The sequence below is a fragment of the Aquipseudomonas alcaligenes genome, from assembly GCF_003205495.1.
GTDB lineage: Bacteria > Pseudomonadota > Gammaproteobacteria > Pseudomonadales > Pseudomonadaceae > Aquipseudomonas > Aquipseudomonas alcaligenes_B.
Window position 1 is genome coordinate 359,271 of sequence record NZ_QJRX01000001.1, and the last position, 21,877, is coordinate 381,147.

The 21,877-nt window shown below is 67.8% G+C and carries 23 protein-coding genes; 16 read left to right on the plus strand and 7 right to left on the minus strand.

Annotated elements, in window-relative coordinates; genetic code table 11:
• Window positions 1-40 precede the first annotated feature (40 nt).
• A complete protein-coding gene (hemF, locus tag DMO17_RS01660) occupies window positions 41-994 on the minus strand; it encodes an oxygen-dependent coproporphyrinogen oxidase (RefSeq protein WP_375537998.1) in 954 nt (317 codons plus the stop codon).
• 78 nt (window positions 995-1,072) lie between these two features.
• Here hemF and DMO17_RS01665 point away from each other — a divergent pair, with 78 nt between their 5' ends.
• A complete protein-coding gene (locus tag DMO17_RS01665; protein ID WP_110680570.1) occupies window positions 1,073-2,050 on the plus strand; it encodes a quinone oxidoreductase family protein in 978 nt (325 codons plus the stop codon).
• 6 nt (window positions 2,051-2,056) lie between these two features.
• Here DMO17_RS01665 and tsaC read toward each other — a convergent pair whose 3' ends face one another.
• The 3 genes from tsaC to DMO17_RS01680 form a co-directional block, all read right to left on the minus strand.
• Window positions 2,057-2,614: an L-threonylcarbamoyladenylate synthase type 1 TsaC gene (gene tsaC / locus DMO17_RS01670; protein WP_110680571.1), complete on the minus strand. Its 558-nt coding sequence runs from the start codon at window positions 2,612-2,614 to the stop codon at window positions 2,057-2,059.
• 39 nt (window positions 2,615-2,653) lie between these two features.
• Window positions 2,654-3,742 (minus strand): DNA-processing protein DprA, encoded by a 1,089-nt coding sequence (gene dprA, locus DMO17_RS01675; protein WP_110680572.1) that lies wholly within the window; start codon window positions 3,740-3,742, stop codon window positions 2,654-2,656.
• A 63-nt stretch (window positions 3,743-3,805) separates the two neighbouring features.
• Window positions 3,806-4,846, minus strand: coding sequence for a LysM peptidoglycan-binding domain-containing protein (locus tag DMO17_RS01680; protein ID WP_110680573.1), 1,041 nt, complete (start codon window positions 4,844-4,846; stop codon window positions 3,806-3,808).
• 133 nt (window positions 4,847-4,979) lie between these two features.
• Between DMO17_RS01680 and def the strand changes: the two genes are divergently transcribed.
• The 5 genes from def (at window position 4,980) to DMO17_RS01705 (ending at window position 9,541) form a co-directional block, all read left to right on the plus strand.
• Window positions 4,980-5,486: a peptide deformylase gene (gene def / locus DMO17_RS01685; RefSeq protein ID WP_110680574.1), complete on the plus strand. Its 507-nt coding sequence runs from the start codon at window positions 4,980-4,982 to the stop codon at window positions 5,484-5,486.
• Window positions 5,487-5,547: 61 nt separating this feature from the next.
• On the plus strand, window positions 5,548-6,480 hold the full coding sequence (fmt, locus tag DMO17_RS01690) for a methionyl-tRNA formyltransferase (protein WP_110680575.1): 933 nt from the start codon (window positions 5,548-5,550) through the stop codon (window positions 6,478-6,480).
• Window positions 6,477-7,790, plus strand: a complete 1,314-nt coding sequence (gene rsmB / locus DMO17_RS01695) for a 16S rRNA (cytosine(967)-C(5))-methyltransferase RsmB (protein ID WP_110680576.1) — start codon at window positions 6,477-6,479, stop codon at window positions 7,788-7,790. The genes fmt and rsmB overlap by 4 nt, the downstream gene beginning before the upstream one ends.
• A 13-nt stretch (window positions 7,791-7,803) precedes the next feature.
• Complete coding sequence (gene trkA / locus DMO17_RS01700; protein WP_110680577.1) at window positions 7,804-9,177, plus strand: Trk system potassium transporter TrkA; 1,374 nt, start codon at window positions 7,804-7,806, stop codon at window positions 9,175-9,177.
• A gap of 22 nt (window positions 9,178-9,199) precedes the next feature.
• The gene (locus tag DMO17_RS01705) at window positions 9,200-9,541 is read left to right on the plus strand and encodes a tetratricopeptide repeat protein (protein ID WP_110680578.1); all 342 of its coding nucleotides are present in this window, start codon (window positions 9,200-9,202) and stop codon (window positions 9,539-9,541) included.
• Window positions 9,542-9,544: 3 nt separating this feature from the next.
• Here the strand turns inward: DMO17_RS01705 and DMO17_RS01710 are convergent, their stop codons facing one another.
• The 3 genes from DMO17_RS01710 to DMO17_RS01720 are packed head-to-tail and all read right to left on the minus strand — an operon-like array spanning window position 9,545 to window position 11,363.
• Complete coding sequence (locus DMO17_RS01710; protein WP_110680579.1) at window positions 9,545-9,811, minus strand: PilZ domain-containing protein; 267 nt, start codon at window positions 9,809-9,811, stop codon at window positions 9,545-9,547.
• 58 nt (window positions 9,812-9,869) lie between these two features.
• Window positions 9,870-10,757 carry a lysophospholipid acyltransferase gene (locus DMO17_RS01715; protein WP_110680580.1) on the minus strand — a complete coding sequence of 296 codons (888 nt, stop codon included), beginning with the start codon at window positions 10,755-10,757 and terminating at the stop codon, window positions 9,870-9,872.
• Between the two features lie 54 nt (window positions 10,758-10,811).
• A complete protein-coding gene (locus DMO17_RS01720) occupies window positions 10,812-11,363 on the minus strand; it encodes a DNA-3-methyladenine glycosylase I (RefSeq protein WP_110680581.1) in 552 nt (183 codons plus the stop codon).
• A gap of 166 nt (window positions 11,364-11,529) precedes the next feature.
• On the opposite strand from DMO17_RS01720, the gene glyQ reads away from it, so the two are divergent.
• From glyQ to DMO17_RS01770, 10 genes are all read left to right on the plus strand, one after another.
• Entirely contained in the window at window positions 11,530-12,477 is a 948-nt protein-coding gene (gene glyQ / locus DMO17_RS01725) for a glycine--tRNA ligase subunit alpha (protein ID WP_110680582.1), read from the plus strand.
• Window positions 12,474-14,528 (plus strand): glycine--tRNA ligase subunit beta, encoded by a 2,055-nt coding sequence (gene glyS / locus DMO17_RS01730; RefSeq protein WP_110680583.1) that lies wholly within the window; start codon window positions 12,474-12,476, stop codon window positions 14,526-14,528. The genes glyQ and glyS overlap by 4 nt, the downstream gene beginning before the upstream one ends.
• A 45-nt stretch (window positions 14,529-14,573) precedes the next feature.
• Window positions 14,574-15,104, plus strand: a complete 531-nt coding sequence (gene gmhB, locus DMO17_RS01735; protein ID WP_110680584.1) for a D-glycero-beta-D-manno-heptose 1,7-bisphosphate 7-phosphatase — start codon at window positions 14,574-14,576, stop codon at window positions 15,102-15,104.
• A gap of 15 nt (window positions 15,105-15,119) precedes the next feature.
• Window positions 15,120-15,893 carry a lysophospholipid acyltransferase family protein gene (locus DMO17_RS01740; protein WP_110680585.1) on the plus strand — a complete coding sequence of 258 codons (774 nt, stop codon included), beginning with the start codon at window positions 15,120-15,122 and terminating at the stop codon, window positions 15,891-15,893.
• 207 nt (window positions 15,894-16,100) lie between these two features.
• Window positions 16,101-16,724 (plus strand): CDP-alcohol phosphatidyltransferase family protein, encoded by a 624-nt coding sequence (locus DMO17_RS01745; RefSeq protein WP_110680586.1) that lies wholly within the window; start codon window positions 16,101-16,103, stop codon window positions 16,722-16,724.
• Window positions 16,725-16,734: 10 nt separating this feature from the next.
• Window positions 16,735-18,489 (plus strand): bifunctional alpha/beta hydrolase/class I SAM-dependent methyltransferase, encoded by a 1,755-nt coding sequence (locus DMO17_RS01750; protein ID WP_110680587.1) that lies wholly within the window; start codon window positions 16,735-16,737, stop codon window positions 18,487-18,489.
• Window positions 18,489-19,826 (plus strand): phosphatase PAP2/dual specificity phosphatase family protein, encoded by a 1,338-nt coding sequence (locus DMO17_RS01755; protein WP_181418712.1) that lies wholly within the window; start codon window positions 18,489-18,491, stop codon window positions 19,824-19,826. The genes DMO17_RS01750 and DMO17_RS01755 overlap by 1 nt, the downstream gene beginning before the upstream one ends.
• On the plus strand, window positions 19,816-20,271 hold the full coding sequence (locus tag DMO17_RS01760) for a hypothetical protein (RefSeq protein WP_110680588.1): 456 nt from the start codon (window positions 19,816-19,818) through the stop codon (window positions 20,269-20,271). Before DMO17_RS01755 ends, DMO17_RS01760 begins: the two co-directional genes overlap by 11 nt.
• 13 nt (window positions 20,272-20,284) lie before the next feature.
• Window positions 20,285-20,908 carry a lysophospholipid acyltransferase family protein gene (locus DMO17_RS01765; protein WP_110680589.1) on the plus strand — a complete coding sequence of 208 codons (624 nt, stop codon included), beginning with the start codon at window positions 20,285-20,287 and terminating at the stop codon, window positions 20,906-20,908.
• A 1-nt stretch (window position 20,909) separates the two neighbouring features.
• Entirely contained in the window at window positions 20,910-21,842 is a 933-nt protein-coding gene (locus DMO17_RS01770) for a phosphatidate cytidylyltransferase (RefSeq protein ID WP_110680590.1), read from the plus strand.
• Window positions 21,843-21,877 lie beyond the last annotated feature (35 nt).

A 21,877-nucleotide genomic window follows, 5' to 3' on the forward strand; every position in this document is an offset into this window, starting at 1 on the left:
TCTCCCCAACCCTCTCCCGCAAGCGGGAGAGGGAGCAGTCCTACACGCCGGCCAGCCAGTCGCGATCCTGCAGGAAGTACTCGGTCAGGCGCGCCTCCGGGGTGCCCGGTGCGGGTTTCCAGTCGTAGCCCCAGCGCACCTGCGGCGGCAGCGACATAAGAATGGACTCGGTGCGCCCGCCGGACTGCAGGCCGAACAGGGTGCCGCGGTCGAACACCAGGTTGAACTCGACGTAGCGGCCACGGCGGAAGGCCTGGAACTCGCGCTGCGCCTCGGTAAAGGGCGTGGCCTTGCGTCGCTGCACGATCGGCAGGTAGGCCTGGATATAGGCGTCACCGATGGCGCGCAGGAAGGCGAAGCTGGTGTCGAAGTCCCACTCATTCAGGTCGTCGAAGAACAGCCCGCCGATGCCGCGCGGCTCGCCGCGGTGCTTGAGGTGGAAGTAGCGGTCGCACCAGGCCTTGAACTTGGGATAGACCTCGGCACCGAAGGGGGCGCAGGCGTCGCGGGCGACCCGGTGCCAGTGCACGCAGTCTTCCTCGACGGCGTAGTAGGGGGTCAGGTCGAAGCCGCCGCCGAACCACCAGACCGGCTCTTCGCCGGCCTTCTCGGCACTGAAGAAGCGCACGTTGGCGTGGGAGGTGGGCACGTGCGGGTTCTCCGGGTGGATCACCAGGGACACGCCCATGGCCTCGAAGCCGCGCCCGGCCAGTTCCGGACGGTGGGCGCTGGCCGACGGCGGCAGGCTGTCGCCGAACACATGGGAGAAGTTCACCCCGCCCTTCTCGATCAGCGCGCCGTTCTCCATCACCCGGGTGCGGCCGCCACCGCCGGCGGGGCGCTCCCAGCTGTCCTCGAAGAAGCGGGCACCACCGTCCTCGGCTTCGAGGGCGGCGCAGATGCGGTCCTGCAGGTCGAGCAGGTAGGCCTTCACGGCCTGGGTACGTTCACTCACGGCAATGGGTCCGGGCAGTTCGGAAGAGGGCGCCAGCATACCATCGTCGCCTCCGCCGGGCTTGACGGGGGTCAGGCGCGGCGCTTGGATGGAACCCCTTGCAGAGGAGTGCAGCAGATGGCCAAAGGCATCCAGTTTTCCCGCCACGGCGGCAGCGAGGTGCTCGAGCTGGTCGAGCAGCCGAGCCGCGAGCCCGGCCCGCACGAGGTGCGCGTGCGCAACCGCGCCATCGGCCTGAACTTCATCGACACCTACTACCGCAGCGGCCTCTACGCTCCGCCGAGCCTGCCCTCGGGCCTGGGCACCGAGGCGGCCGGCGAGGTGGAGGCGGTCGGCAGCGCGGTGAGCCACCTGCGGGTCGGCGACCGCGTGGCCTATGCCACCGGCCCGCTGGGCGCCTGCGCCGAGCTGCATGTGCTACCGGCGCAGCACCTGGTGCGGCTGCCGGAGTCGATCTCCTTCGAGCAGGCCGCCGCGCTGATGCTCAAGGGCCTCACCGTGCAGTACCTGCTGCGCCAGACCTATCGGGTCGAGGCCGGGCAGACCATCCTCTGGCACGCCGCGGCCGGCGGCGTCGGGCTGATCGCCTGCCAGTGGGCGCGGGCCCTGGGGGTGAAGCTGATCGGCAGCGTATCGTCGCCAGAGAAGGCAGCGCTGGCCCGGGCCAACGGCGCCTGGGCGACCATCGACTACAGCCGCGAGGACGTAGTGCAGCGCGTACTGGAGCTGACCGACGGGGCCAAGTGCCCGGTGGTGTACGACTCGGTGGGCAAGGACACCTGGGAACGCTCGCTGGACTGCGTGGCGCCGCGCGGCCTGCTGGTCAGCTTCGGCAACGCCTCGGGCGCGGTGACCGGGGTCAACCTCGGCGTGCTGGCGCAGAAGGGCTCGCTCTACGTCACCCGGCCGACCCTCGGCCACTACGCCAACACCGCGGAAAACCTGCAGGCCATGGCCGACGAGCTGTTCGCCCTGGTCGCCAGCGGCGCGATCCAGGTCGAGATCGGCCGCCGCTACCCGCTGGCCGAGGTGGCCAAGGCCCACGACGCGCTGAGCGGCCGGCAGACCACAGGCTCGACCATTCTGCTGCCCTGACCCGCCTCAGGACGGGCGGATCACATCGCCCGTACGCAGGTCGCGGATCAGGCTGGGGTTCCTGCGCCCGCCCAGGGCGCCGCCGAGCAAGGCGTCCAGCTGGCCATGGAAGTACTGCTCGACGCGCAGGCGCGAGCGCGCCGAGGGACGGCCGGCGGGGTTGGCCGAGGTCGACACCAGCGGCCCGGTGAGGGCGCAGAGGTCGCGCACCAGGGGGTGGGCGCTGACGCGCAGGGCAACGCTGTCATGCTGGCCGGTGATCCACACGGGCAGGCGCTCCTGGTGCGGCACCAGCCAGGTATTGGGTCCCGGCCAGGTGCTGGCCAGACGGTCGATCCAGCGCTCGGGCAGGTCAGCGAGAAGGAAGTCGAACTGCTGGATGCTGTCCGCCACCAGGATCAGGCCCTTGTGCACCGGGCGATCCTTGAGCGCCAGCAGGCGCTCGACGGCGAGCTCGTTCCAGGGATCGCAACCTAGGCCCCAGACCGCCTCCGTGGGATAGGCGACCACCCCGCCCTGGCGCACCACCCGCGCTACCCACTGTACCTGCCAACTGCTGTGCATGTTCGCCGCCTCGTCTGTCTGGCCGCGAGTTTACCCAGCTCAGCGGGCGCGATGCACCCAGCGCCCGGCCTCGCAGGCCACCAGACCCTGCAGCTCCAGCTCGGTGAGCATGGCCAGCACTTCGCCGATGGGCAGGTCGCAGGCCTGGGCCAGGCCCTCGCTGGTCTGCGGCGCTGCGCGCAACTCCAGCAGCAGCGGATGCGCATCATCGACCTCGGCTGCGGCAGGCGGCGTCACGCGCTGCCAGCCACGCAGGGCCTGGAGAATGTCCTCGACGCTCTCGACCAGGGTCGCGCCCTCGCGGATCAGCTGGTGGCAGCCGCGGGCGCCGGGATGGTGGATAGAGCCGGGAATCGCATAGACCTCGCGGCCCTGCTCGGCGGCCAGGCGCGCGGTGATCAGCGAGCCGCTGGAAGGACTGGCCTCGACCACCAGCACGCCGAGCGCCAGGCCGCTGATGATGCGGTTACGCCGGGGAAAGTTGCTGGCCTGCGGCGGGCAGTCCAGCGGCAGTTCGGAAACCAGCGCGCCACCCTGCTCGGCAATGCGCCCGGCCAGTCCGACGTGGCGCTGCGGGTAGAGCCGCTGCAGGCCGGTACCGAGCACCGCGACCGTTGCACCGCCAGCTTCCAGCGCGCCCTGGTGGGCGGCACCGTCGATACCCAGGGCCAGGCCGCTGGTGATCACGAAGCCGCCACCGGCCAGGCTGCGGGCAAAGGCCTGGGCGGTATCCAGCCCCGACCGCGAGGCGCGCCGACTGCCGACCATGGCCAGCTGCGGACGCTCCAACAACCCCGGATCACCGGCGACGAACAGCAGCGGCGGGGCATCGCTCAGCTCGGCCAGCAGGGCGGGGTAGGCGGGATCGTCCCACATCAGCAGGGTCTGGCCCGGCTGCTCCAGCCAGCGCAGGGCGGCCGTGGCCTGCTCGCGGATGTCTGCGCTGCGCCTGGGCTCGGCACAGCTGCCGGGCAGGCCCAGCGCGCGCCAGGCGGTGGCGGGCGCGCTGAGGGCGGCGGAGGCGCTGCCGAAGGCTTCCAGCAGGCGACGGAAGCGCCGCGGGCCGAGCTCCGGCAGGCCGTGCAGGCGCAGGCGCGCCTCCAGTTCGGCGGGGGAAAGGTTGTGCATGGCGATCGTCCCTGATCGTGGTGCATAAAGCAGAACCCCCGCACTGGGCGGGGGTTCGGGGTGTTACGGGTTCTTCACCTTGTCCATCAGGGCCAGGTCGCGGGTGGCGTACAGGACCAGGCCGTAGCTGAGCTTCTCGTAGGTGCGGAACACCATCAGCAGGCCCGAGCGCTCGTCCGGGATCTTCACCGACTCGCCGGTGACGCGGTCGCGCACGGTCTCGCCGGTCTTGTACACGGCCAGCACGTTGCCTTCGTTGAGGCCGTCGATCTTGCCCTTGTTGATGGTCACCACATCGAACTGGCCGACACGGTTGACCCCGCGCGGCACGTCGAGGATCACGCCGTCGACCTCGGTGGCCGGCTCGCTGGGCATGAAGGTGGAGTTGACCGCGCGCTCCTCGGTGGGGAACAGGCGATCGCCCAGGCGCACTTCCTGGGTCGAGCGGCTCAGGCTGAGGGTGGCGATGTCACCCTCCTCGGCCACCACCTCGCCGGTGCCGATGTCGTCGGCGTTGATGCCGAGAAACTCATCGGTCTCCGGGTCGGTGTAGATCTTGCCCTGGCGGAAGATGCCGTAGACCGCCTGGCCATCCTCGAAACTGCCGCGGGCGTAGATGCGATCACCGGCGCCGCTGACCACGCGCTCGGCGTTGCCGGCCACCACGTAGGGGCGGGCATTGAAGTCCTCTGCGGTGTCGACGATGCGGTTGCTCAGCAGGAAGCTGTTGATCGCCTCCAGCGGGATGGTCGGAATGGCCTGGGCCATCGGCGTGCTGCGCACCTGCGGCGACAGCTTGATGGTGCCGCGCGATTCGCCGCGGTTGAGCATCAGGCGCGGCTGGCCGTCGATATACACCAGGCTCAGGGTGTCACCCGGGTAGATCAGGTGGGGGTTCTCGATCTGCGGGTTGGCGTGCCACAGCTCGGGCCACTTCCAGGGTTGGCTGAGGAACTTGCCGGAGATATCCCACAGGGTGTCGCCCTTAACCACGGTGTAGCGGTCGGGATGACCTTCCTTGAGCTGGACGGCTGCCTGGACCAGGCCGGTCTGCGCCAGACCGCCCGCGGCGACCAGCAACAGGGCGAGTAGTGATTTCCTCATGCGGTGAATCCCTTTATTATGTGGCTGGCGCCTGTAAGCCGCAGAAGTCGCGGCTTCCGAGCCGTTTTTCAAAGCTGTTCATCATCTTAGCAGCGGTTTTTTACTTTATTCCACAAGTGCATCACAAACAGCCATGGCGATTCTCAACATCCTCGAATTCCCCGATCCGCGCCTGCGCACCATCGCCAAGCCGGTGACCGTGTTCGACGCGGCCCTCTCCAAGCTGGTCGACGACATGTTCGAGACCATGTATGCCGCCCCCGGTATCGGCCTGGCCGCCACCCAGGTCAACGTGCACAAGCGCGTGGTGGTGATGGACCTGTCCGAGGACCAGTCCGAGCCGCGGGTGTTCATCAACCCCGAGTTCGAGGCGCTGACCGAGCAGATGGACCAGTACCAGGAAGGCTGCCTGTCGGTGCCCGGCTTCTACGAAAATGTAGACCGTCCGCAGAAGGTGCGGATCAGGGCCCAGGAGCGCGACGGCACGCCCTACGAGCTGATCGCCGAGGGCCTGCTCGCCGTGTGCATCCAGCACGAGTGCGACCACCTCAACGGCAAGCTGTTCGTCGACTACCTGTCCAGCCTCAAGCGTGACCGGATCAAGAAGAAGCTGGAAAAACAGCACCGCCAGCAGGCTTGATCCCGACCACCCCAAAGGCTTGCTGCGGCAAGCCTTTTTCTTATCATGCAGTGAGTGATCCATGCGCATCGTCTTCGCCGGCACCCCGGAATTCGCCGCCCAGCACCTGCAGGCCCTGCTCGATGCGGGCCGGCAGATCGTCGCCGTCTATACCCAGCCGGATCGCCCCGCCGGCCGCGGGCAGAAGCTTGCGCCCAGCCCGGTCAAGCAGCTGGCCCTGCAGCACGGCATCGCCGTGTACCAACCACAGACCCTGCGCGATCCGGCGGCCCAGGCCGAACTGGCCGCGCTCGAGGCGGACCTGATGGTGGTGGTGGCCTACGGCCTGATCCTGCCGCAGGTGGTGCTGGATACCCCGCGCCTGGGCTGCATCAACAGCCATGCCTCGCTGCTGCCGCGCTGGCGCGGCGCCGCACCGATCCAGCGCGCGATCGAGGCTGGCGACGCCAGCAGCGGCGTCACCGTGATGCAGATGGAGGCGGGCCTAGACACCGGCCCCATGCTGCTCAAGGTCAGCACCACCATCACCGCCGAGGACACCGGCGGCAGCCTGCACGACCGCCTGGCCCAGCTGGGCTCGGCCGCCGTGGTCGAGGCCGTGGCCAAGCTGGCCGCCGGCGAACTGCACGGCGAAGTACAGGACGACAGCCTGGCCACCTACGCGCACAAGCTGAACAAGGACGAGGCGCGCCTCGACTGGAGCCGCCCGGCCGTCGAGCTGGAGCGCCTGGTGCGCGCCTTCAACCCCTGGCCGCTCTGCCACAGCACGCTGAATGGCGAACCGCTGAAAATCCACGCCGCGCAACTGGGTGAGGGCAGCGGCCAACCCGGCAGCATCCTCGCCGCCGACAAGAGCGGCCTGACCGTGGCTTGCGGCGAGGGCGCCCTGCGCCTGACCCGCCTGCAGCTGCCCGGCGGCAAGCCGCTGGCCTTCGCCGACCTGTACAACAGCCGCCGCGAGCAGTTTGCCGCCGGCCTGGTGCTGGGACAATGAACCCACGCCTGGCCGCCGCCCGCGCCCTGGCCGCCGTGCTCAACGGCAAGGCCTCGCTGGGCAGCAGCCTGCCGCCGCTGCTGGACAGGGTCGAGCAGCGCGACCGCGGCCTGGCCCAGGACCTGGCCTTCGGTACCGCGCGCTGGCAGCCACGCCTGCAGCTGCTCGCCGACAAGCTGCTGCAGAAGCCGTTCAAGGCCGCCGACCGCGATGTCGAAGCGCTGCTGCTGGTCGGCCTGTACCAGCTGCTGTACACCCGCATCCCCGCCCATGCCGCCATCGGCGAGACGGTGGCCTGCGTCGACAAGCTGAAGAAATCCTCGCTCAAGGGCCTGCTCAACGCCGTGCTGCGCAACGCCCAGCGCGACCATGAGGTGCTGTTCGCCGAACTGGAGCGCGACCCGGTGCTGCACACGGCGCACCCGCGCTGGCTGCAGAAGCGCCTGAAGGCCGACTGGCCCGAGCACTGGCAGGCCATCTGCGCCGCCAACAACCAGCACCCGCCGCTGATCCTGCGGATCAATCGCCGCCATGGCAGCCGCGACGCCTATCTGGCCGAGCTGCGTTGCGCCGGCATCGAAGCCGAGCCCTGCACCTTCAGCCGCGACGGTATCCGTCTGCTGCAGCCCTGCGACGTGAAGGGCCTGCCGGGCTTCCTAGAGGGCCGCGTCAGCGTACAGGACGAGGCCGCCCAGCTGGCCGCCGAGCTGCTCGACCTGGTGTCCGGCCAGCGCGTGCTGGACGCCTGCGCCGCCCCCGGCGGCAAGACCTGTCACCTGCTCGAAGCCGAGCCGGGCCTGCAGGAAGTCATCGCCCTGGACCTGGAACCGGCGCGCCTGGCGCGGGTGCAGGAAAACCTCGAGCGCCTGCGGCTCAAGGCCACCCTGATCGCCGCCGACGGCCGTGCGACCAAGGTCTGGTGGGACGGCCAGCCGTTCCAGCGCATCCTGCTCGACGCCCCCTGCTCGGCCACCGGGGTGATCCGCCGCCACCCGGACATCAAGCTGACCCGCAAGGAAGAGGACATCGCCGCCCTGGCCCAGCTGCAGGGCGAGCTGCTCGACGCCCTGTGGCCGACCCTGGCAGTCGGCGGCGTGCTGCTCTACGCCACCTGTTCGGTGCTGCCGCAGGAGAACAGCGACAACATCGCCGCCTTCCTGCAACGCACGCCGGGCGCGCGCGAACTGGACATCCCTGGCACCTTCGGCCTCAAGCAGGCCCACGGGCGCCAGCTGCTGCCGCAGGCCGACGGCCACGACGGCTTCTACTATGCCAAGCTGATCAAGATCGCCGCCGCACCGCGCGGCTGAGGAAGGAACCCCGATGAAAATCATCATTCTCGGCGCCGGCCAGGTCGGCGGAACCCTGGCGGAGCACCTGGCCGGCGAGGCCAACGACATCACCGTGGTCGACACCGATGCCGACCGCCTGCGCGACCTCGGCGACCGCCTGGACATCCGCACCGTGGTCGGCCGCGGCTCCTTTCCCACCGTGCTGCGCCAGGCCGGCGCCGACGACGCCGACATGCTGGTGGCGGTGACCAACAGCGACGAGGTCAACATGGTCGCCTGCCAGGTGGCCTACACCCTGTTCCACACCCCGACCAAGATCGCCCGGGTGCGCGAGTCGGCCTACCTGACCCGCGAGGCGCTGTTCGACAACGAGGCCATCCCGGTCGACGTGCTGATCAGCCCGGAACAGGTGGTGACCAACTACATCAAGCGCCTGATCGAGTACCCCGGCGCCCTGCAGGTCATCGACTTCGCCGAGGGCAAGGCCCAGCTGGTGGCGGTCAAGGCCTACTACGGCGGCCCGCTGGTCGGCCAGCAGCTGCGCCAGTTGCGCGAGCACATGCCCAACGTCGACACCCGCGTGGCCGCCATCTTCAGGCGCAACCGGCCGATCATGCCGCAGGGCGACACGGTGATCGAAGCCGACGACGAGGTGTTCTTCATCGCCGCCAAGGCCCATATCCGCGCGGTAATGAGCGAACTGCGGCGCCTCGAGGACAGCTACAAGCGCATCGTCATCGCCGGTGGCGGGCATATCGGCGAGCGCCTGGCCGAGGCCATCGAGAGCCGCTACCAGGTGAAGATCATCGAGATGAACCCGGCGCGCTGCCGCTACCTCTCGGAGAACCTGGAAAGCACCGTGGTGCTGCAGGGCAGCGCCTCGGACCGCGACCTGCTGGTGGAAGAGAACATCAACGACGCCGACATCTTCCTCGCCCTGACCAACGACGACGAGGCCAACATCATGTCCTCGCTGCTGGCCAAGCGCCTGGGCGCGCGCAAGGTGATGACCATCATCAACAACCCGGCCTACGTCGACCTGGTCCAGGGCGGCGAGATCGACATCGCCATCAGCCCGCAGCTGGCCACCATCGGCACCCTGCTGACCCACGTGCGCCGCGGCGATATCGAGAGCGTGCACAGCCTGCGCCGCGGTGCGGCGGAAGCCATCGAGGCGATCGCCCACGGCGACGCCAAGTCGAGCAAGGTGATCGGCCGCATGATCGAGGACATCGCCCTGCCGCCGGGCACCACCATCGGCGCGGTGATCCGCGACGAGGAAGTGCTGATCGCCCACGACGACACCATCATCGAGTCCGGCGACCACGTGATCCTGTTCCTGGTCGACAAGAAGTACATCCGCGACGTGGAGCGCCTGTTCCAGGTCGGCCTGACCTTCTTCTGATGCCGCCGCCGAGGTCCCGCGCATGACCACGCCCGACTCACTGGAAAGACTGCTGGCCCGCGGGGTGGACAACGCCCTGCTGCGCTTCGGCCTGGGCAAGGCCTACCTCGACGGCGGCGATGCCGAGCGGGCCGCCGAGCACCTGCAGAAGTGCCTGGGCTTCGACCCCAACTACTCGGCGGCGTGGAAACTGCTGGGCCAGGCCTGCCAGCGCCAGGGCATGCTGGAGGAGGCGCGCCAGGCCTGGCACAACGGCCTGGAGGTGGCGCGCAGGCGCGGCGACAAGCAGACGGAAAAGGAAATGACGGTGTTCCTGCGGCGCCTGGAGAAGGCCGCCGCCAGCCAGCAAGAGCAGGAAGACTGAGGCTCAGTCGCGCTGGAACACCAGCGCCACTCCGCTGGGCTCGAAGCGCACCACGCGCAGCTGCACCACCGGGGCCTCCATCGGCAGGCCCTGGACCTGGCCGTTGAACACCTCGCCGATCTGCAGCAGGCGCTGGGCATCATCGATCACCACGAACACGCCACTCTCGGAAATGTCGCGGGTGGTCACCAGCATCTGGCCGTGCAGCGGGTGGTCGATGCGCAGCTGGACCTTGAGCGGGGTACGCTTGTGCTCGCGCTTGTTGTCCATGCCAGTCCCGTTGATCTGCAGCGAATGGTTCAGACGGTAATAGCTATCGCCTGGCGCATCAATACCACTTCTTCTCGCCCTGTGGGCGCTTCTTGAAGCGCTTCATGCTCCACATGTACTGGCTGGGCGCTACGCGCACCTGCTTCTCGATACCGGCATTCAGTGCCGCCACGGCCGCCTCGATATCCTCGCCATACAGCGCCTCGGGGGCTTCCTCGATGACCACCCGGTAGCCGCTGCCATCGTCCAGGCGCAGGGCATGCATGAATACGGCCTCGGCCTTGCGCCCCAGCACCAGCGAAGGCACGAACTTGCTGGTCAGGGTCGGCACGCCGAAGAAGGGCACGAACACGCCGCTGGACAGGCTCGGCTCGGGATCGGCGGCGATGCCGATCACGCCGCCTTTGCGCAGGCGCTTGATCAGGCTGAGGATGCCTTCCTTGGTCGAGGGCGCCAGCTCGTTGCCCAGCTGGGTGCGCTGGCGGATCAGCAGCTCGTCGACCGCCTTGAGCTTGGGCGGGCGGTACAGGATGCTCGGCTGGCACAGCGAGCAGACGTACTGCAGCAGCAGTTCCCAGTTGCCCAGGTGGCTGCTGATCAGCACCACGCCTTTGCCGGATGCCAGCGCGCGCTGCAGCACCTCGCTGCCATCGACCTGGCGAATCAGCTGCAACGACTTGCGCGCCGGCCAGATCCAGGCGCAGGCGCTTTCGGTCAGGGTCCTGCCGATATCCCTGAGGCTCTGTCCTACCAGGCGCTCGCGCTCGGCCTCGTCCAGCTGCGGGAAGCACTTGGCCAGGTTGATGCGCACCACCTCGCGCGAGCGGTTGGGCAGCTTCCACATCAGCCAGCCGATGGCACTGCCGACCGCCTGCGCGGCACGCCAGGGCAGCAGCGCGAACACGCGAAGAAAACCCACTACCAGGGCGCCTTTGAGCTTCTCCACTGAGCACTCCCGAATCTGCGAAGGCCGGCATTGTAACGGCTGTGACCGCCGGGTTCAGCCTCGCAGTGCGTGATAGCGGTCGCAGTCGGTCGTATGGTCCATGACCATGCCGGCCGCCTGCATGTAGGCATAGCAGATGGTCGGCCCGACGAAGGTGAAGCCCAGCTTCTTCAGGGCCTTGCTCATCGCATCGGCCTCCGGCGTCACCGCCGGCACCTCGTGGCGGCCGCTGAAATGGTTGATCCTCGGCGCGCCGCCGACGAAGGACCAGAGCAGCGCCACCGGGTCGTCCAGCTGCAGCCAGGCCTGCGCATTCTGCCGCGCGGCCCTGAGCTTGAGGCGGTTGCGGATGATGCCGGGGTCCTGCATCAGCACCTCGATCTCCGCATCGCTCATCTGCGCCAGGCGCTGCACGTCGAAGTTCCACAGCACCTGGCGATAGCGCTCGCGCTTCTTCAGCACGGTGATCCACGCCAGCCCGGCCTGGAAGCCTTCCAGCAGCAGCAGCTCGAACAGGCGCTCGGCATCGCGCAGCGGCACGCCCCATTCCTGGTCGTGGTAGGCGATGTACAGCGGGTCGTCGTTGCACCAGAAACAGCGCGGCATGGCAGTGGCACCTGATAAGGAGGTCGAGCCGAACTATAGCCGAACAATACTGTATGCAAATACAGTTTAAAGCCTGGAAATGGCGCACGCCGCGCGGGGCTCATGGCCGCCGCCCTTGGGGTATACTGCGCGGCTTTACGCCAACGCCTCGATACCGGTGAAATTCGTGAGCCAGAACAAGCCCGACGTGAGCACCTTCCAAGGCCTGATCCTCGCCCTGCAGAGCTACTGGGCCGAGCAGGGCTGCGTGATCCTGCAGCCCTACGACATGGAAATGGGTGCCGGTACCTTCCACACCGCCACATTCCTGCGCGCCATCGGTCCGGAGACCTGGAACGCCGCCTATGTCCAGCCCTCGCGCCGCCCGGCCGACGGCCGCTACGGCGAGAACCCCAACCGCCTGCAGCACTACTACCAGTTCCAGGTGGTGCTGAAGCCGAACCCGGACAACATCCAGGACCTGTACCTGGAGTCGCTGCGCCGCATCGGCGTCGACACCCTGGTGCACGACATCCGCTTCGTCGAGGACAACTGGGAATCACCGACCCTCGGCGCCTGGGGCCTGGGCTGGGAAGTCTGGCTGAACGGCATGGAAGTCACCCAGTTCACCTACTTCCAGCAGGTCGGTGGCGTCGAGTGCTACCCGGTCACCGGCGAGATCACCTACGGTCTCGAGCGCCTGGCCATGTACCTGCAGGGTGTCGACTCGGTGTATGACCTGGTCTACTCCGACGGCCCGTTCGGCAAGGTCACCTACGGCGACGTGTTCCACCAGAACGAAGTGGAGCAGTCCACCTTCAACTTCGAGCACGCCAACGTCGACAAGCTGTTCGACCTGTTCGACTTCTACGAGTCCGAAGCCAACCGCCTGATGGAGCTGCAGCTGCCGCTGCCGGCCTACGAAATGGTGATCAAGGCCTCGCACAGCTTCAACCTGCTCGACGCCCGTCGCGCCATCTCGGTGACCGCACGCCAGCAGTACATCCTGCGCGTGCGCACCCTGGCACGGAATATCGCCCAGAGCTACCTGCTGGCCCGCGCCAAGCTCGGCTTCCCGATGGCCACCCCCGAACTGCGTGACGAAGTCCTGGCCAAGCTGGAGATTGCAGAATGAGTGCACATGATTTCCTGGTCGAACTGGGCACCGAAGAGCTGCCACCCAAGGCCCTGAAGAGCCTCGGCGAGGCCTTCCTGGCGGGCGTCGAGAAAGGCCTCAAGGCCGCCGGCCTGGGCTACCAGAGCGCCCGCTACTACGCCGCGCCGCGCCGCCTGGCCGTGCTGGTCGAGGCCCTGGCCAGCCAGCAGCCGGACCGTACCGTCAACCTCGATGGCCCGCCCGTGCAGGCCGCCTTCGACAAGGACGGCAACCCGACCCAGGCCGCCCTCGGCTTCGCCAAGAAGTGCGGCGTCGAGCTGAGCCAGATCGACCAGAGCGGCCCGAAGCTGAAGTTCAGCCAGAGCATCGCCGGGCAGAGCACCGTCAGCCTGCTGCCGGGCATAGTCGAAGCCTCCCTGAATGAGCTGCCGATCCCCAAGCGCATGCGCTGGGCCGCGCGCAAGGAAGAGTTCGTCCGTCCGACCCAGTGGCTGGTCATGCTGTTCGGCCAGCACGTGGTCGACTGCGAGATCCTCGCCCAGAAGGCCGGGCGCCTGTCCCGCGGCCACCGCTTCCACGCCAACTACGAGGTGGCGATCGAGAGCCCGGCCAGCTACTCCCACGACCTGCGCGGCGCCTTCGTGGTCGCCGACTTCGCCAAACGCCGCGAGCAGATCGCCAAGCGCGTCGAGGAACTGGCCAAGGCCGAGAACGGCAGCGCCATAGTGCCGCCGGCGCTGCTGGATGAGGTGACCGCCCTGGTCGAGTGGCCGGTGCCGCTGGTCTGCTCCTTCGAGGAACGCTTCCTCGAGGTGCCCCAGGAAGCCCTGATCGCCACCATGCAGGACAACCAGAAGTACTTCTGCCTGGTCGACGGCAACGGCAAGCTGCTGCCGCGCTTCATCACCGTGGCCAACATCGAGAGCAAGGACCCGGCGCAGATCGTCGCCGGCAACGAGAAGGTGGTGCGCCCGCGCCTGACCGACGCCGAGTTCTTCTTCAAGCAGGACAAGCGCCAGCCCCTGGAGCAACGCAACGAGCGCCTGGCCAACGTGGTGTTCCAGGCCCAGCTCGGCAGCGTGTTCGACAAGGCCGAGCGCGTGTCGAAACTCGCCGCCTTCATCGCCGAGCGTATCGGCGGTGACGCCAGCCGCGCCGCGCGCGCCGGCATCCTGTCCAAGTGCGACCTGGCCAGCGAGATGGTCGGCGAGTTCCCGGAAATGCAGGGCATCGCCGGCTACTACTACGCCAAGCATGACGGCGAGCCGGAAGACGTGGCCCAGGCGCTGAACGAGCAGTACATGCCGCGCGGCGCCGGCGCCGAACTGCCGCAGACCCTGACCGGCGCCGCCGTGGCCGTGGCCGACAAGCTCGACACCCTGGTCGGCATCTTCGGTATCGGCATGCTGCCGACCGGTTCCAAGGACCCCTACGCCCTGCGCCGCGCCGCACTGGGCGTGCTGCGCATCCTGATCGAGAAGCAGCTGGACCTCGACCTGGTCGAGGCCGTTGGCTTCGCCATCGGCCTGTATGGCGACAAGGTCAAGGCCGAGGGCCTGGCGCCGCAGGTGCTGGACTTCATCTTCGACCGCCTGCGTGCACGCTACGAGGACGAAGGCGTGGACGTGGCCGTATACCAGGCCGTGCGCGCCCTGAGCCCGGCCGCACCACTGGACTTCGACCAGCGCGTACAGGCCGTGCAGGCCTTCCGCCAGCTGCCGCAGGCCGCCGCCCTGGCCGCCGCCAACAAGCGCGTGTCGAACATCCTGGCCAAGGCCGAAGGCCAGCTGCCGGCTGTGGTGGACGCCAAGCTGCTGGAAGCCGGCGCCGAGCAGACCCTGGCCCAGGCCGTGGCTGCCGCCGCCCAGGCCGTGGCGCCGATGGCCGCCGCGCGCTGCTACCGCGAGGCCCTGGCCCAGCTGGCCAGCCTGCGCGAGCCGGTGGATGCCTACTTCGACGCGGTGATGGTCAATGCCGAGGACGCTGCCGTGCGGGCCAACCGCCTGGCGCTGCTGAACCAGCTGCGCGGCCTGTTCCTCGGCGTCGCCGATATCTCCCTGCTGGGCTGACGGGCATACCGGGCGGCCCTGCCGCCCGGTCACCCGGGACATTGCATGAAACTGCTGATTCTCGACCGCGACGGCGTCATCAACGAAGACTCCGACGCCTACATCAAGTCGCTCGACGAGTGGATTCCCATCCCCGGTTCGATCGATGCCATCGCCCGCCTCAGCCAGGCCGGCTGGACCGTGGCCGTGGCCACCAACCAGTCGGGCCTGGCCCGTGGCTATTACGACCTGGCCACGCTGGAGTCCATGCATGCGCGCCTGCGCCAGTTGGTAGCGGAGCAGGGTGGCGAAGTCGGCCTGATCGTGCATTGCCCGCACGGCCCGGACGACGGCTGCACCTGCCGCAAGCCCAAACCCGGCATGCTGCAGCAGATCGCCGCGCACTACGGCACGGAACTGGCAGGCGTCTGGTTCGTCGGCGACAGCAGCGGTGACCTGGAAGCGGCGCTGGCCGTCCATTGCCAACCCGTGCTGGTGAAGACCGGCAAGGGCCAGCGCACCCTGGCCAAGCCATTGCCAGCGGGAACCCTGATATTCGATGATCTGGCGGCGATAGCCGATCAGCTTCTTCTCTAGAGAACGCGAGCCCCCATGACGACAGTGCAGGCCATCAGAACCTTCTTCTTCTACCTGCTGCTGTCCTCCAGCTCCTTCTTCTGGTGCATCCTCTGCGTGTTCATCGCGCCTTTCCTACCGTTCCGCGCGCGCTACCGCCTAGTGATCCAGGCCTGGTGCCGCTGCGCCACCTGGCTGGCCAAGGTGGTGGCGGGCATCCACTACGAAGTCCGCGGCCTGGAAAACATCCCGCAGCAACCCTGCGTGATCCTGGCCAAGCACCAGAGCACCTGGGAAACCTTCTTCCTCTCCGCGCTGTTCGAACCGCTGTCGCAGGTGGTGAAGCGCGAACTGCTGTATGTGCCGTTCTTCGGCTGGGCCATGGCCATGCTCAAGCCCATCGCCATCGACCGCCGCAACCCCAAGGCCGCCCTCAAGCAGCTGGCCAAGCAGGGCGACGAACGCATCAAGCAGGGCGCCTGGGTGCTGATCTTCCCCGAGGGCACGCGCATTCCACCGGGGCAGATCGGCAAGTTCTCCCGCGGCGGCGCCGCCCTGGCGGTGAACGCCGGCCTGCCGGTACTGCCGATCGCCCACAACGCCGGCGAATTCTGGCCCAAGCACGGCTGGGCCAAGTACCCGGGCACCATCCAGGTGGTCATAGGCCCGATCATGCACGCCGAGGGCGAGGGCCCGCGCGCCATTGCCGAGCTCAATGAGCGCGCCTACGCCTGGGTGGCCCAGACCCAGCAACAGATCAGCGGCGTGGCGCCTCAAGTCGTCTCCGAAAGTGCGTCGGGCATCGCCTGACACGCCTGTGGATAAGCTGTGCAGGAAATACCGGCAGAGTGCCATCAATACTGCTAACTGATTGATTTAAAAGACTCTCTTGCTTGACCACGGACGGCATCCAGCGGGGTATAAGTTTTTCGCGCAGCACCGCACGTTCTGCGCGGAACGCCAGCCCGGCAAAGCGGTTAAGCTAGCCGGAACGCAACGGGAAAGGGATTTCGCTTCATGCCGTCGATCTACCAGCTCAAGCCCCGCTTCCAGAACCTACTGCGCCCCGGTGTGCAGCGCCTGTATGCGCGGGGCGTCACCGCCAACCAGGTGACCCTCGCCGCCGCCGCGGTGTCCGTGCTGCTCGGCGCGCTGCTGGCCTGGCTGCCACAGCACACCTGGCTGTTCGCCCTGATTCCGCTGTGGATGCTGCTGCGCATGGCGCTGAACGCCGTGGACGGCATGATCGCCCGCGAGTTCGGCCAGCAGTCCAAACTCGGCGCCTACCTCAACGAGCTGAGTGACGTGGTCGCCGACAGCGCCCTGTACCTGCCCTTCGCCCTGCTCGCCGGCGTTTCGCCGACCCTGGTGGTACTGGTGGTGGTACTGGCGGTGATCAGCGAGTACGCCGGCGTGCTCGGCCCGATGGTCGGTGCCTCGCGCCGCTACGACGGCCCCATGGGCAAGAGCGACCGCGCCTTCTGCTTCGGTGTGCTGGGCGCCGGTGTGGCGTCCGGCCTGTTGCCGTCGTCTTGGATAAACGGGCTGCTGGCCGTGATCCTGCTGTTGCTGCTGGCGACTCTGGTCAACCGCGTGCGCCAAGGCCTGGCCGAGGTGGCACAAACCTCTCAATCGGAATAAGGATATTTCGATGCGCGACTGCAAGACGGCTGTCTTCCTCACCCACGATGGCGTGGAGCTGCTCTACCGCCACTGGCCCGCCACTCAGCCCGGCGCCGGCCCGCGCAAGGCAGTGGTGATGTTCCACCGCGGCCACGAGCACGGCGGGCGCATGGCCCACCTGCCCGCCGAGCTGGATCTGCCCGACTACGACTTTTTCGCCTGGGATGCCCGCGGCCACGGCCTGTCGCCCGGCGCGCGCGGCGACAGCCCGAGCTTCGCCACCAGCGTGCGCGATGTGCAGACCTTCCTCGATCACCTCAGCGCGACGCATGCCATCGAGCAGTACGACATGGCCGTGCTGGCACAAAGCGTGGGTGCCGTGATCATCAGCACCTGGGCCCACGACTACGCGCCCAAGGTACGCTGCCTGGTGCTCGCCTCGCCGGCGTTCAAGGTCAAGCTCTACGTGCCCTTCGCCCGCCCGGGCCTGAAGCTGCTGCGCCAGTGGCGCGGCAACTTCTTCGTCAACAGCTACGTCAAGGCGCGCTTCCTCAGCCACGATCCCGAGCGCATCGCCTCGTTCGAGACCGACCCGCTGATCACCCGGCCGATCTCGGTGAATATGCTGCTGGGGCTCTATGATGCCGCCGAGCGCGTGGTCGCCGATGCCCAGGCGATCCAGGTACCGACCCAGCTGCTGATCTCCGGCGCCGACTTCGTCGTGCACCGCAAACCGCAGGAACAGTTCTTCGAGCGCCTGGGCAGCCTGCGCAAGGAGAAGCACATCCTCCCCGGCTTCTTCCACGACACCCTCGGCGAACGCGACCGCGGCCATGCCCTGACGCGTGCGCGACGCTTTATCCTGGAAAGTTTCGAGCAGCCGGCCGCGCGTCCCTCGCTGCTGGATGCCGACCGCTGCGGCTGGAGCTGCGCCGAGGCCGAGAGCCTGGCCGCGCCACTGCCACGCAACTCTCTGGGCGACCTGTACTGGCGCGCCACCCGCGCCGGCCTCAAGCTCGGCAGCGGGCTGTCCGATGGGGTGAAGCTAGGCTTCGAAACCGGCTTTGATTCCGGCAGTACCCTGGACTACGTCTACCGCAACCAGCCGTCCGGCAAGTCCGCACTGGGCCGCCTGATCGATGCCAACTACCTGAACTCCATCGGCTGGCGCGGCATCCGCCAACGCAAGCTGCATGCCGAAGAACTGCTGCGCCTGGCCATGGGCCGGCTGCGCGAGGCGGGCAAGGCGGTGCGCATCGTCGACATCGCCGCCGGCCATGGCCGCTACATCCTCGAATCCCTCGAAGGCCTGGAGCACAAGCCGGACGCAATCCTGCTGCGCGACTACAGCGACATCAACGTACGTGACGGCAGTGCGCTGATCGAGCAGAAGGGCCTCGGTGACATCGCCCGCTTCGTCAAAGGCGATGCCTTCGACCGAGCCGACCTGGCTGCCCTCGATCCCAAACCGACGCTGGCGGTGGTCTCCGGCCTGTACGAGCTGTTCGGCAGCAACCAGATGATCGGCGACTCGCTGGCCGGCCTGGCCGCAGCGGTCGAGGAGGGTGGCTACCTGGTCTACACCGGCCAGCCCTGGCACCCACAGCTGGAACTGATCGCCCGCGCCCTGACCAGCCACCGCCAGGGCCAGGCCTGGGTGATGCGCCGACGCAGCCAGGCGGAGATGGACCAGCTGGTGGAGGCCGCCGGCTTCCGCAAGCTGGAACAGCGCATCGACGAATGGGGCATCTTCAGCGTGTCCCTGGCCCAGCGGGTATCCTGATGCAGGCCGCCCGCGAAACCGGATTGTGGAAGCGCGGGGTTCTCTGGCTGTTGCTGCTCGGCCCGCTGTTCTTCGCCAGCTACGGCTTCGCCAACTGGCTGACCGCGCAGCGCGAGGATGTCGGCAGCCTGGTGTTCGCCTGGGAAAGCGCGATGCCGCTGTGGCCCTGGAGCATCGTGCCCTACTGGTCGATCGACCTGCTCTACGGCCTGTCCTTCCTGCTCCCGGCCACGCGCCGGGAAATGGACCGCCACGCCCTGCGCCTGCTTGCGGCACAGGTCATCTGCGTCGCCTGCTTCCTGCTCTGGCCGCTGCGCTTCACCTTCGAGCGTCCGGAGCTGGACGGCTTCTTCGGCTGGATGTTCGATGTGCTGATGGGCTTCGACAAGCCGTTCAACCAGGCGCCCTCGCTGCACATCGCGCTGCTGGTGGTGATCTGGGTGATGTTCGCCCGGCACACCCGCGGCCTGCTGCTACGTGGCCTGCTGCATGGCTGGATGGCGCTGATCGGCCTGTCGGTGCTAACCACCTGGCAGCACCACTTTATCGACCTCCCCACCGGCGCCCTGGCCGGCTGGCTGTGCGTCTGGCTCTGGCCACACGATGGTCGCAGCCCGCTGCACAACCTGCGCCTGGCACGCGAGCCACAGCGCTGGCGCCTGGCGCTGCGCTACGGACTCGGCAGCGCGATCTGTGCCGCCCTGGCGGTCAATCTCGGCGGCGCCTGGCTGTGGCTGCTGTGGCCCTGCGCATCGCTGCTGCTGGTGGCGCTGAATTACGCGCTGTTCGGCGCGGCCGGCTTCCAGAAGCACACCGATGGCTCGCTGAGTTCGGCCAGCAGCTGGCTACTGGCGCCTTACCTGCTCGGAGCCTGGATCAATTCGCGGCTGTGGACACGCCAGCACCCGCAAGCGGATCAGGTGGTCGAGGGCATCTGGCTCGGTCGTGTACCCACTGCTGCCGAGGCCATGTCCTTTAGTGCGGTACTGGACCTTAGCGCCGAGCTGCCGGTGCGCCTGCCCGGCAAGACCTATCACAACCTGCCGCTGCTCGACCTGGTCGCCCCCGATAGCGAAGCCTGCCGTCAGGGCGCCGAGCTGATCGAACAGTTGCGCCAGCAGGGTCCGCTGCTGGTCTGCTGCGCACTCGGCTATTCGCGTAGCGCCACCCTGGTCGCCGCCTGGCTGCTGCACAGCGGCCGCGCCGACAGCGTCGAGCAGGCCATCGCGATGATCCGCGCTGCACGGCCACGGATTGTCCTTGGCGACGCCCAGCGCAAAGCGCTGCAGGGCCTGCTGCAACCCTCGGCGAATCTGGAGATGGCCCATGGCCTCTGAGATGCAACTCACCCTGGTCGCCGGCCTGCTGCGCCGTGGCCGTGGCCTGGATCTGCTGTCCAACGCGCTGACCCTGCTGGCCCTGGCCTATGGCCTGGCGCCGCTGCTCGGTGCACCACCCAGCGCCGCCAGCGCTGTGGTCTGCGGCCTGCTGGTGATGCTCGGCCTGGCACAGAAATACTGGGCCATCCGCGTGGCACTGGACGCCGAGCTGTTCACTCGTCTGGCCGGCGATGCCGCTCGCCTCGCCATGCACACCACCGACCTCGACCAGGCACTGCACAGCCTTGGCCTGCAACCCACCGACGCTGCGCCTCGCGACTGGCTGCAACGTAGCCGCGCCGCGCTCCGTCTGCTGCGCCTGCAGGCGGCCTGGCTGGTGGCGCAGCTGTTGCTGGCCCTGGTCGTCATTCTTGCCACCCCCTGGCTTTCCCTGGCTGGATAAAGGAGTCATATCCATGCTCGCTTCGCTCACTGCCTTCGCCATCACCTCGGCAGCTCGCCTGCTGACCGGCGCCCGCGCCCTCTGGCTGGGCTGCACGGCCCAGCCAGTACAACGCCTGTACTACGCCAACCACAGCAGCCACGGCGACTTCGTGTTGCTCTGGGCCTCGCTGCCGCCGGAGCTGCGCCGCAGTACCCGGCCGGTGGCCGGCTCCGACTACTGGATGCAGGGCGACCTGCGCCGTTTCCTGATCCGCGACGTGTTCAACGGCGTGCTGGTCGACCGCGACCGCAGCGATCCCAACGCCAACCCGCTGCAGCCGATGCTCGATGCGCTGGAACAGGGCGACTCGCTGATCATCTTCCCCGAGGGCACCCGCAACCTCACCGAGGAACAGCTGCTGCCGTTCAAGAGCGGCCTGTACCACCTGGCGCAGGCCAAACCCGATGTGGAACTGGTGCCGGTGTGGATCGCCAATCTCAACCGGGTGATGCCCAAGGGCAGGGCGCTGCCACTGCCGCTGCTGTGTACCCTGAGCTTCGGCGCACCGCTCGAACGCCAGGAAGGGGAGGACAAGGCAGCGTTCCTCGAACGCGCCCGCAATGCCCTGCTGGATCTGGCCCCGGAGGTAGTCTGAGATGGATCGCAATACAATCCTGCTGTTCGCCGGAATCGGTGCCGTACTGCTGCTCGCCACCCTGATCGCCCGCGTCCTGCGCCGGCGCGCCGGCGAAGTACCCAACGCGGTGATCGAGAACCTCAACGCGCGGATCGACGCCTGGTGGGCCATGGTGCTGGTCATCGGCATCGCCTTCCTGTTCGGCAACAATGGCGTGATCCTGCTGTTCTACTTCGTGTCCTTCTACGCCCTGCGCGAGTTCCTCACCCTGACGCCGACCCGGCGCAGCGACTATCCGGCACTGGTGGCGGCCTTCTACTTCGCGCTGCCGATGCAGTACCTGCTGATCGCCCTGGACTGGTACGGCCTGTTCGCCATTTTCATCCCGGTCTACCTATTCCTCCTGCTGCCGATCCTCGCCTCGCTGGGCGGCGATACCACGCGCTTCCTCGAACGCGCCTCGGAAGTGCAGTGGGGGCTGATGATCGCGGTGTACTGCGTGTCCGCCGTGCCGGCGCTGTTGTCCCTGGATATTCCCGGTTACGAGGGACGCAACCTGCTGCTGATCGCCTGGCTGATCATCGTCGTGCAGCTCTCGGACGTGCTGCAGTACGTCTGTGGCAAGCTGGCCGGCAAGCGCAAGATCGCGCCCAAACTGTCGCCCTCGAAGACGGTGGAAGGCTTTGTCGGCGGCGTGGCCCTGGCCAGTCTGGTCGGTGCCTCGCTGTTCTGGATCACCCCGTTCAGCTTCTGGCAGGCGGCGCTGATGGCGCTGACCGTCAACCTGCTGGGCTTCGCCGGCGGCCTGGTGATGTCGGCGATCAAGCGCGACCGCGGGGTGAAGGACTGGGGGCACATGATCGAAGGTCATGGCGGCATGCTCGACCGCATGGACTCGGTGTGCTTCGCCGCACCGATCTTCTTCCACTTCGTGCGCTACTGGTGGGCCTGATCCGCTCCGGCTGTCGCCTCGCTCGAGGTGACAGC

What these genes read in the sequence shown, in the direction of transcription:
- hemF (WP_375537998.1), bottom strand. Translation starts at nt 994, where the DNA reads ATGCTGGCGCCCTCTTCCGAACTGCCCGGACCCATTGCCGTGAGTGAA.
- DMO17_RS01665 (WP_110680570.1), top strand. Translation starts at nt 1,073, where the DNA reads ATGGCCAAAGGCATCCAGTTTTCCCGCCACGGCGGCAGCGAGGTGCTC.
- tsaC (WP_110680571.1), bottom strand. Translation starts at nt 2,614, where the DNA reads ATGCACAGCAGTTGGCAGGTACAGTGGGTAGCGCGGGTGGTGCGCCAG.
- dprA (WP_110680572.1), bottom strand. Translation starts at nt 3,742, where the DNA reads ATGCACAACCTTTCCCCCGCCGAACTGGAGGCGCGCCTGCGCCTGCAC.
- DMO17_RS01680 (WP_110680573.1), bottom strand. Translation starts at nt 4,846, where the DNA reads ATGAGGAAATCACTACTCGCCCTGTTGCTGGTCGCCGCGGGCGGTCTG.
- def (WP_110680574.1), top strand. Translation starts at nt 4,980, where the DNA reads ATGGCGATTCTCAACATCCTCGAATTCCCCGATCCGCGCCTGCGCACC.
- fmt (WP_110680575.1), top strand. Translation starts at nt 5,548, where the DNA reads ATGCGCATCGTCTTCGCCGGCACCCCGGAATTCGCCGCCCAGCACCTG.
- rsmB (WP_110680576.1), top strand. Translation starts at nt 6,477, where the DNA reads ATGAACCCACGCCTGGCCGCCGCCCGCGCCCTGGCCGCCGTGCTCAAC.
- trkA (WP_110680577.1), top strand. Translation starts at nt 7,804, where the DNA reads ATGAAAATCATCATTCTCGGCGCCGGCCAGGTCGGCGGAACCCTGGCG.
- DMO17_RS01705 (WP_110680578.1), top strand. Translation starts at nt 9,200, where the DNA reads ATGACCACGCCCGACTCACTGGAAAGACTGCTGGCCCGCGGGGTGGAC.
- DMO17_RS01710 (WP_110680579.1), bottom strand. Translation starts at nt 9,811, where the DNA reads ATGGACAACAAGCGCGAGCACAAGCGTACCCCGCTCAAGGTCCAGCTG.
- DMO17_RS01720 (WP_110680581.1), bottom strand. Translation starts at nt 11,363, where the DNA reads ATGCCGCGCTGTTTCTGGTGCAACGACGACCCGCTGTACATCGCCTAC.
- glyS (WP_110680583.1), top strand. Translation starts at nt 12,474, where the DNA reads ATGAGTGCACATGATTTCCTGGTCGAACTGGGCACCGAAGAGCTGCCA.
- gmhB (WP_110680584.1), top strand. Translation starts at nt 14,574, where the DNA reads ATGAAACTGCTGATTCTCGACCGCGACGGCGTCATCAACGAAGACTCC.
- DMO17_RS01740 (WP_110680585.1), top strand. Translation starts at nt 15,120, where the DNA reads ATGACGACAGTGCAGGCCATCAGAACCTTCTTCTTCTACCTGCTGCTG.
- DMO17_RS01745 (WP_110680586.1), top strand. Translation starts at nt 16,101, where the DNA reads ATGCCGTCGATCTACCAGCTCAAGCCCCGCTTCCAGAACCTACTGCGC.
- DMO17_RS01750 (WP_110680587.1), top strand. Translation starts at nt 16,735, where the DNA reads ATGCGCGACTGCAAGACGGCTGTCTTCCTCACCCACGATGGCGTGGAG.
- DMO17_RS01755 (WP_181418712.1), top strand. Translation starts at nt 18,489, where the DNA reads ATGCAGGCCGCCCGCGAAACCGGATTGTGGAAGCGCGGGGTTCTCTGG.
- DMO17_RS01760 (WP_110680588.1), top strand. Translation starts at nt 19,816, where the DNA reads ATGGCCTCTGAGATGCAACTCACCCTGGTCGCCGGCCTGCTGCGCCGT.
- DMO17_RS01765 (WP_110680589.1), top strand. Translation starts at nt 20,285, where the DNA reads ATGCTCGCTTCGCTCACTGCCTTCGCCATCACCTCGGCAGCTCGCCTG.
- DMO17_RS01770 (WP_110680590.1), top strand. Translation starts at nt 20,910, where the DNA reads ATGGATCGCAATACAATCCTGCTGTTCGCCGGAATCGGTGCCGTACTG.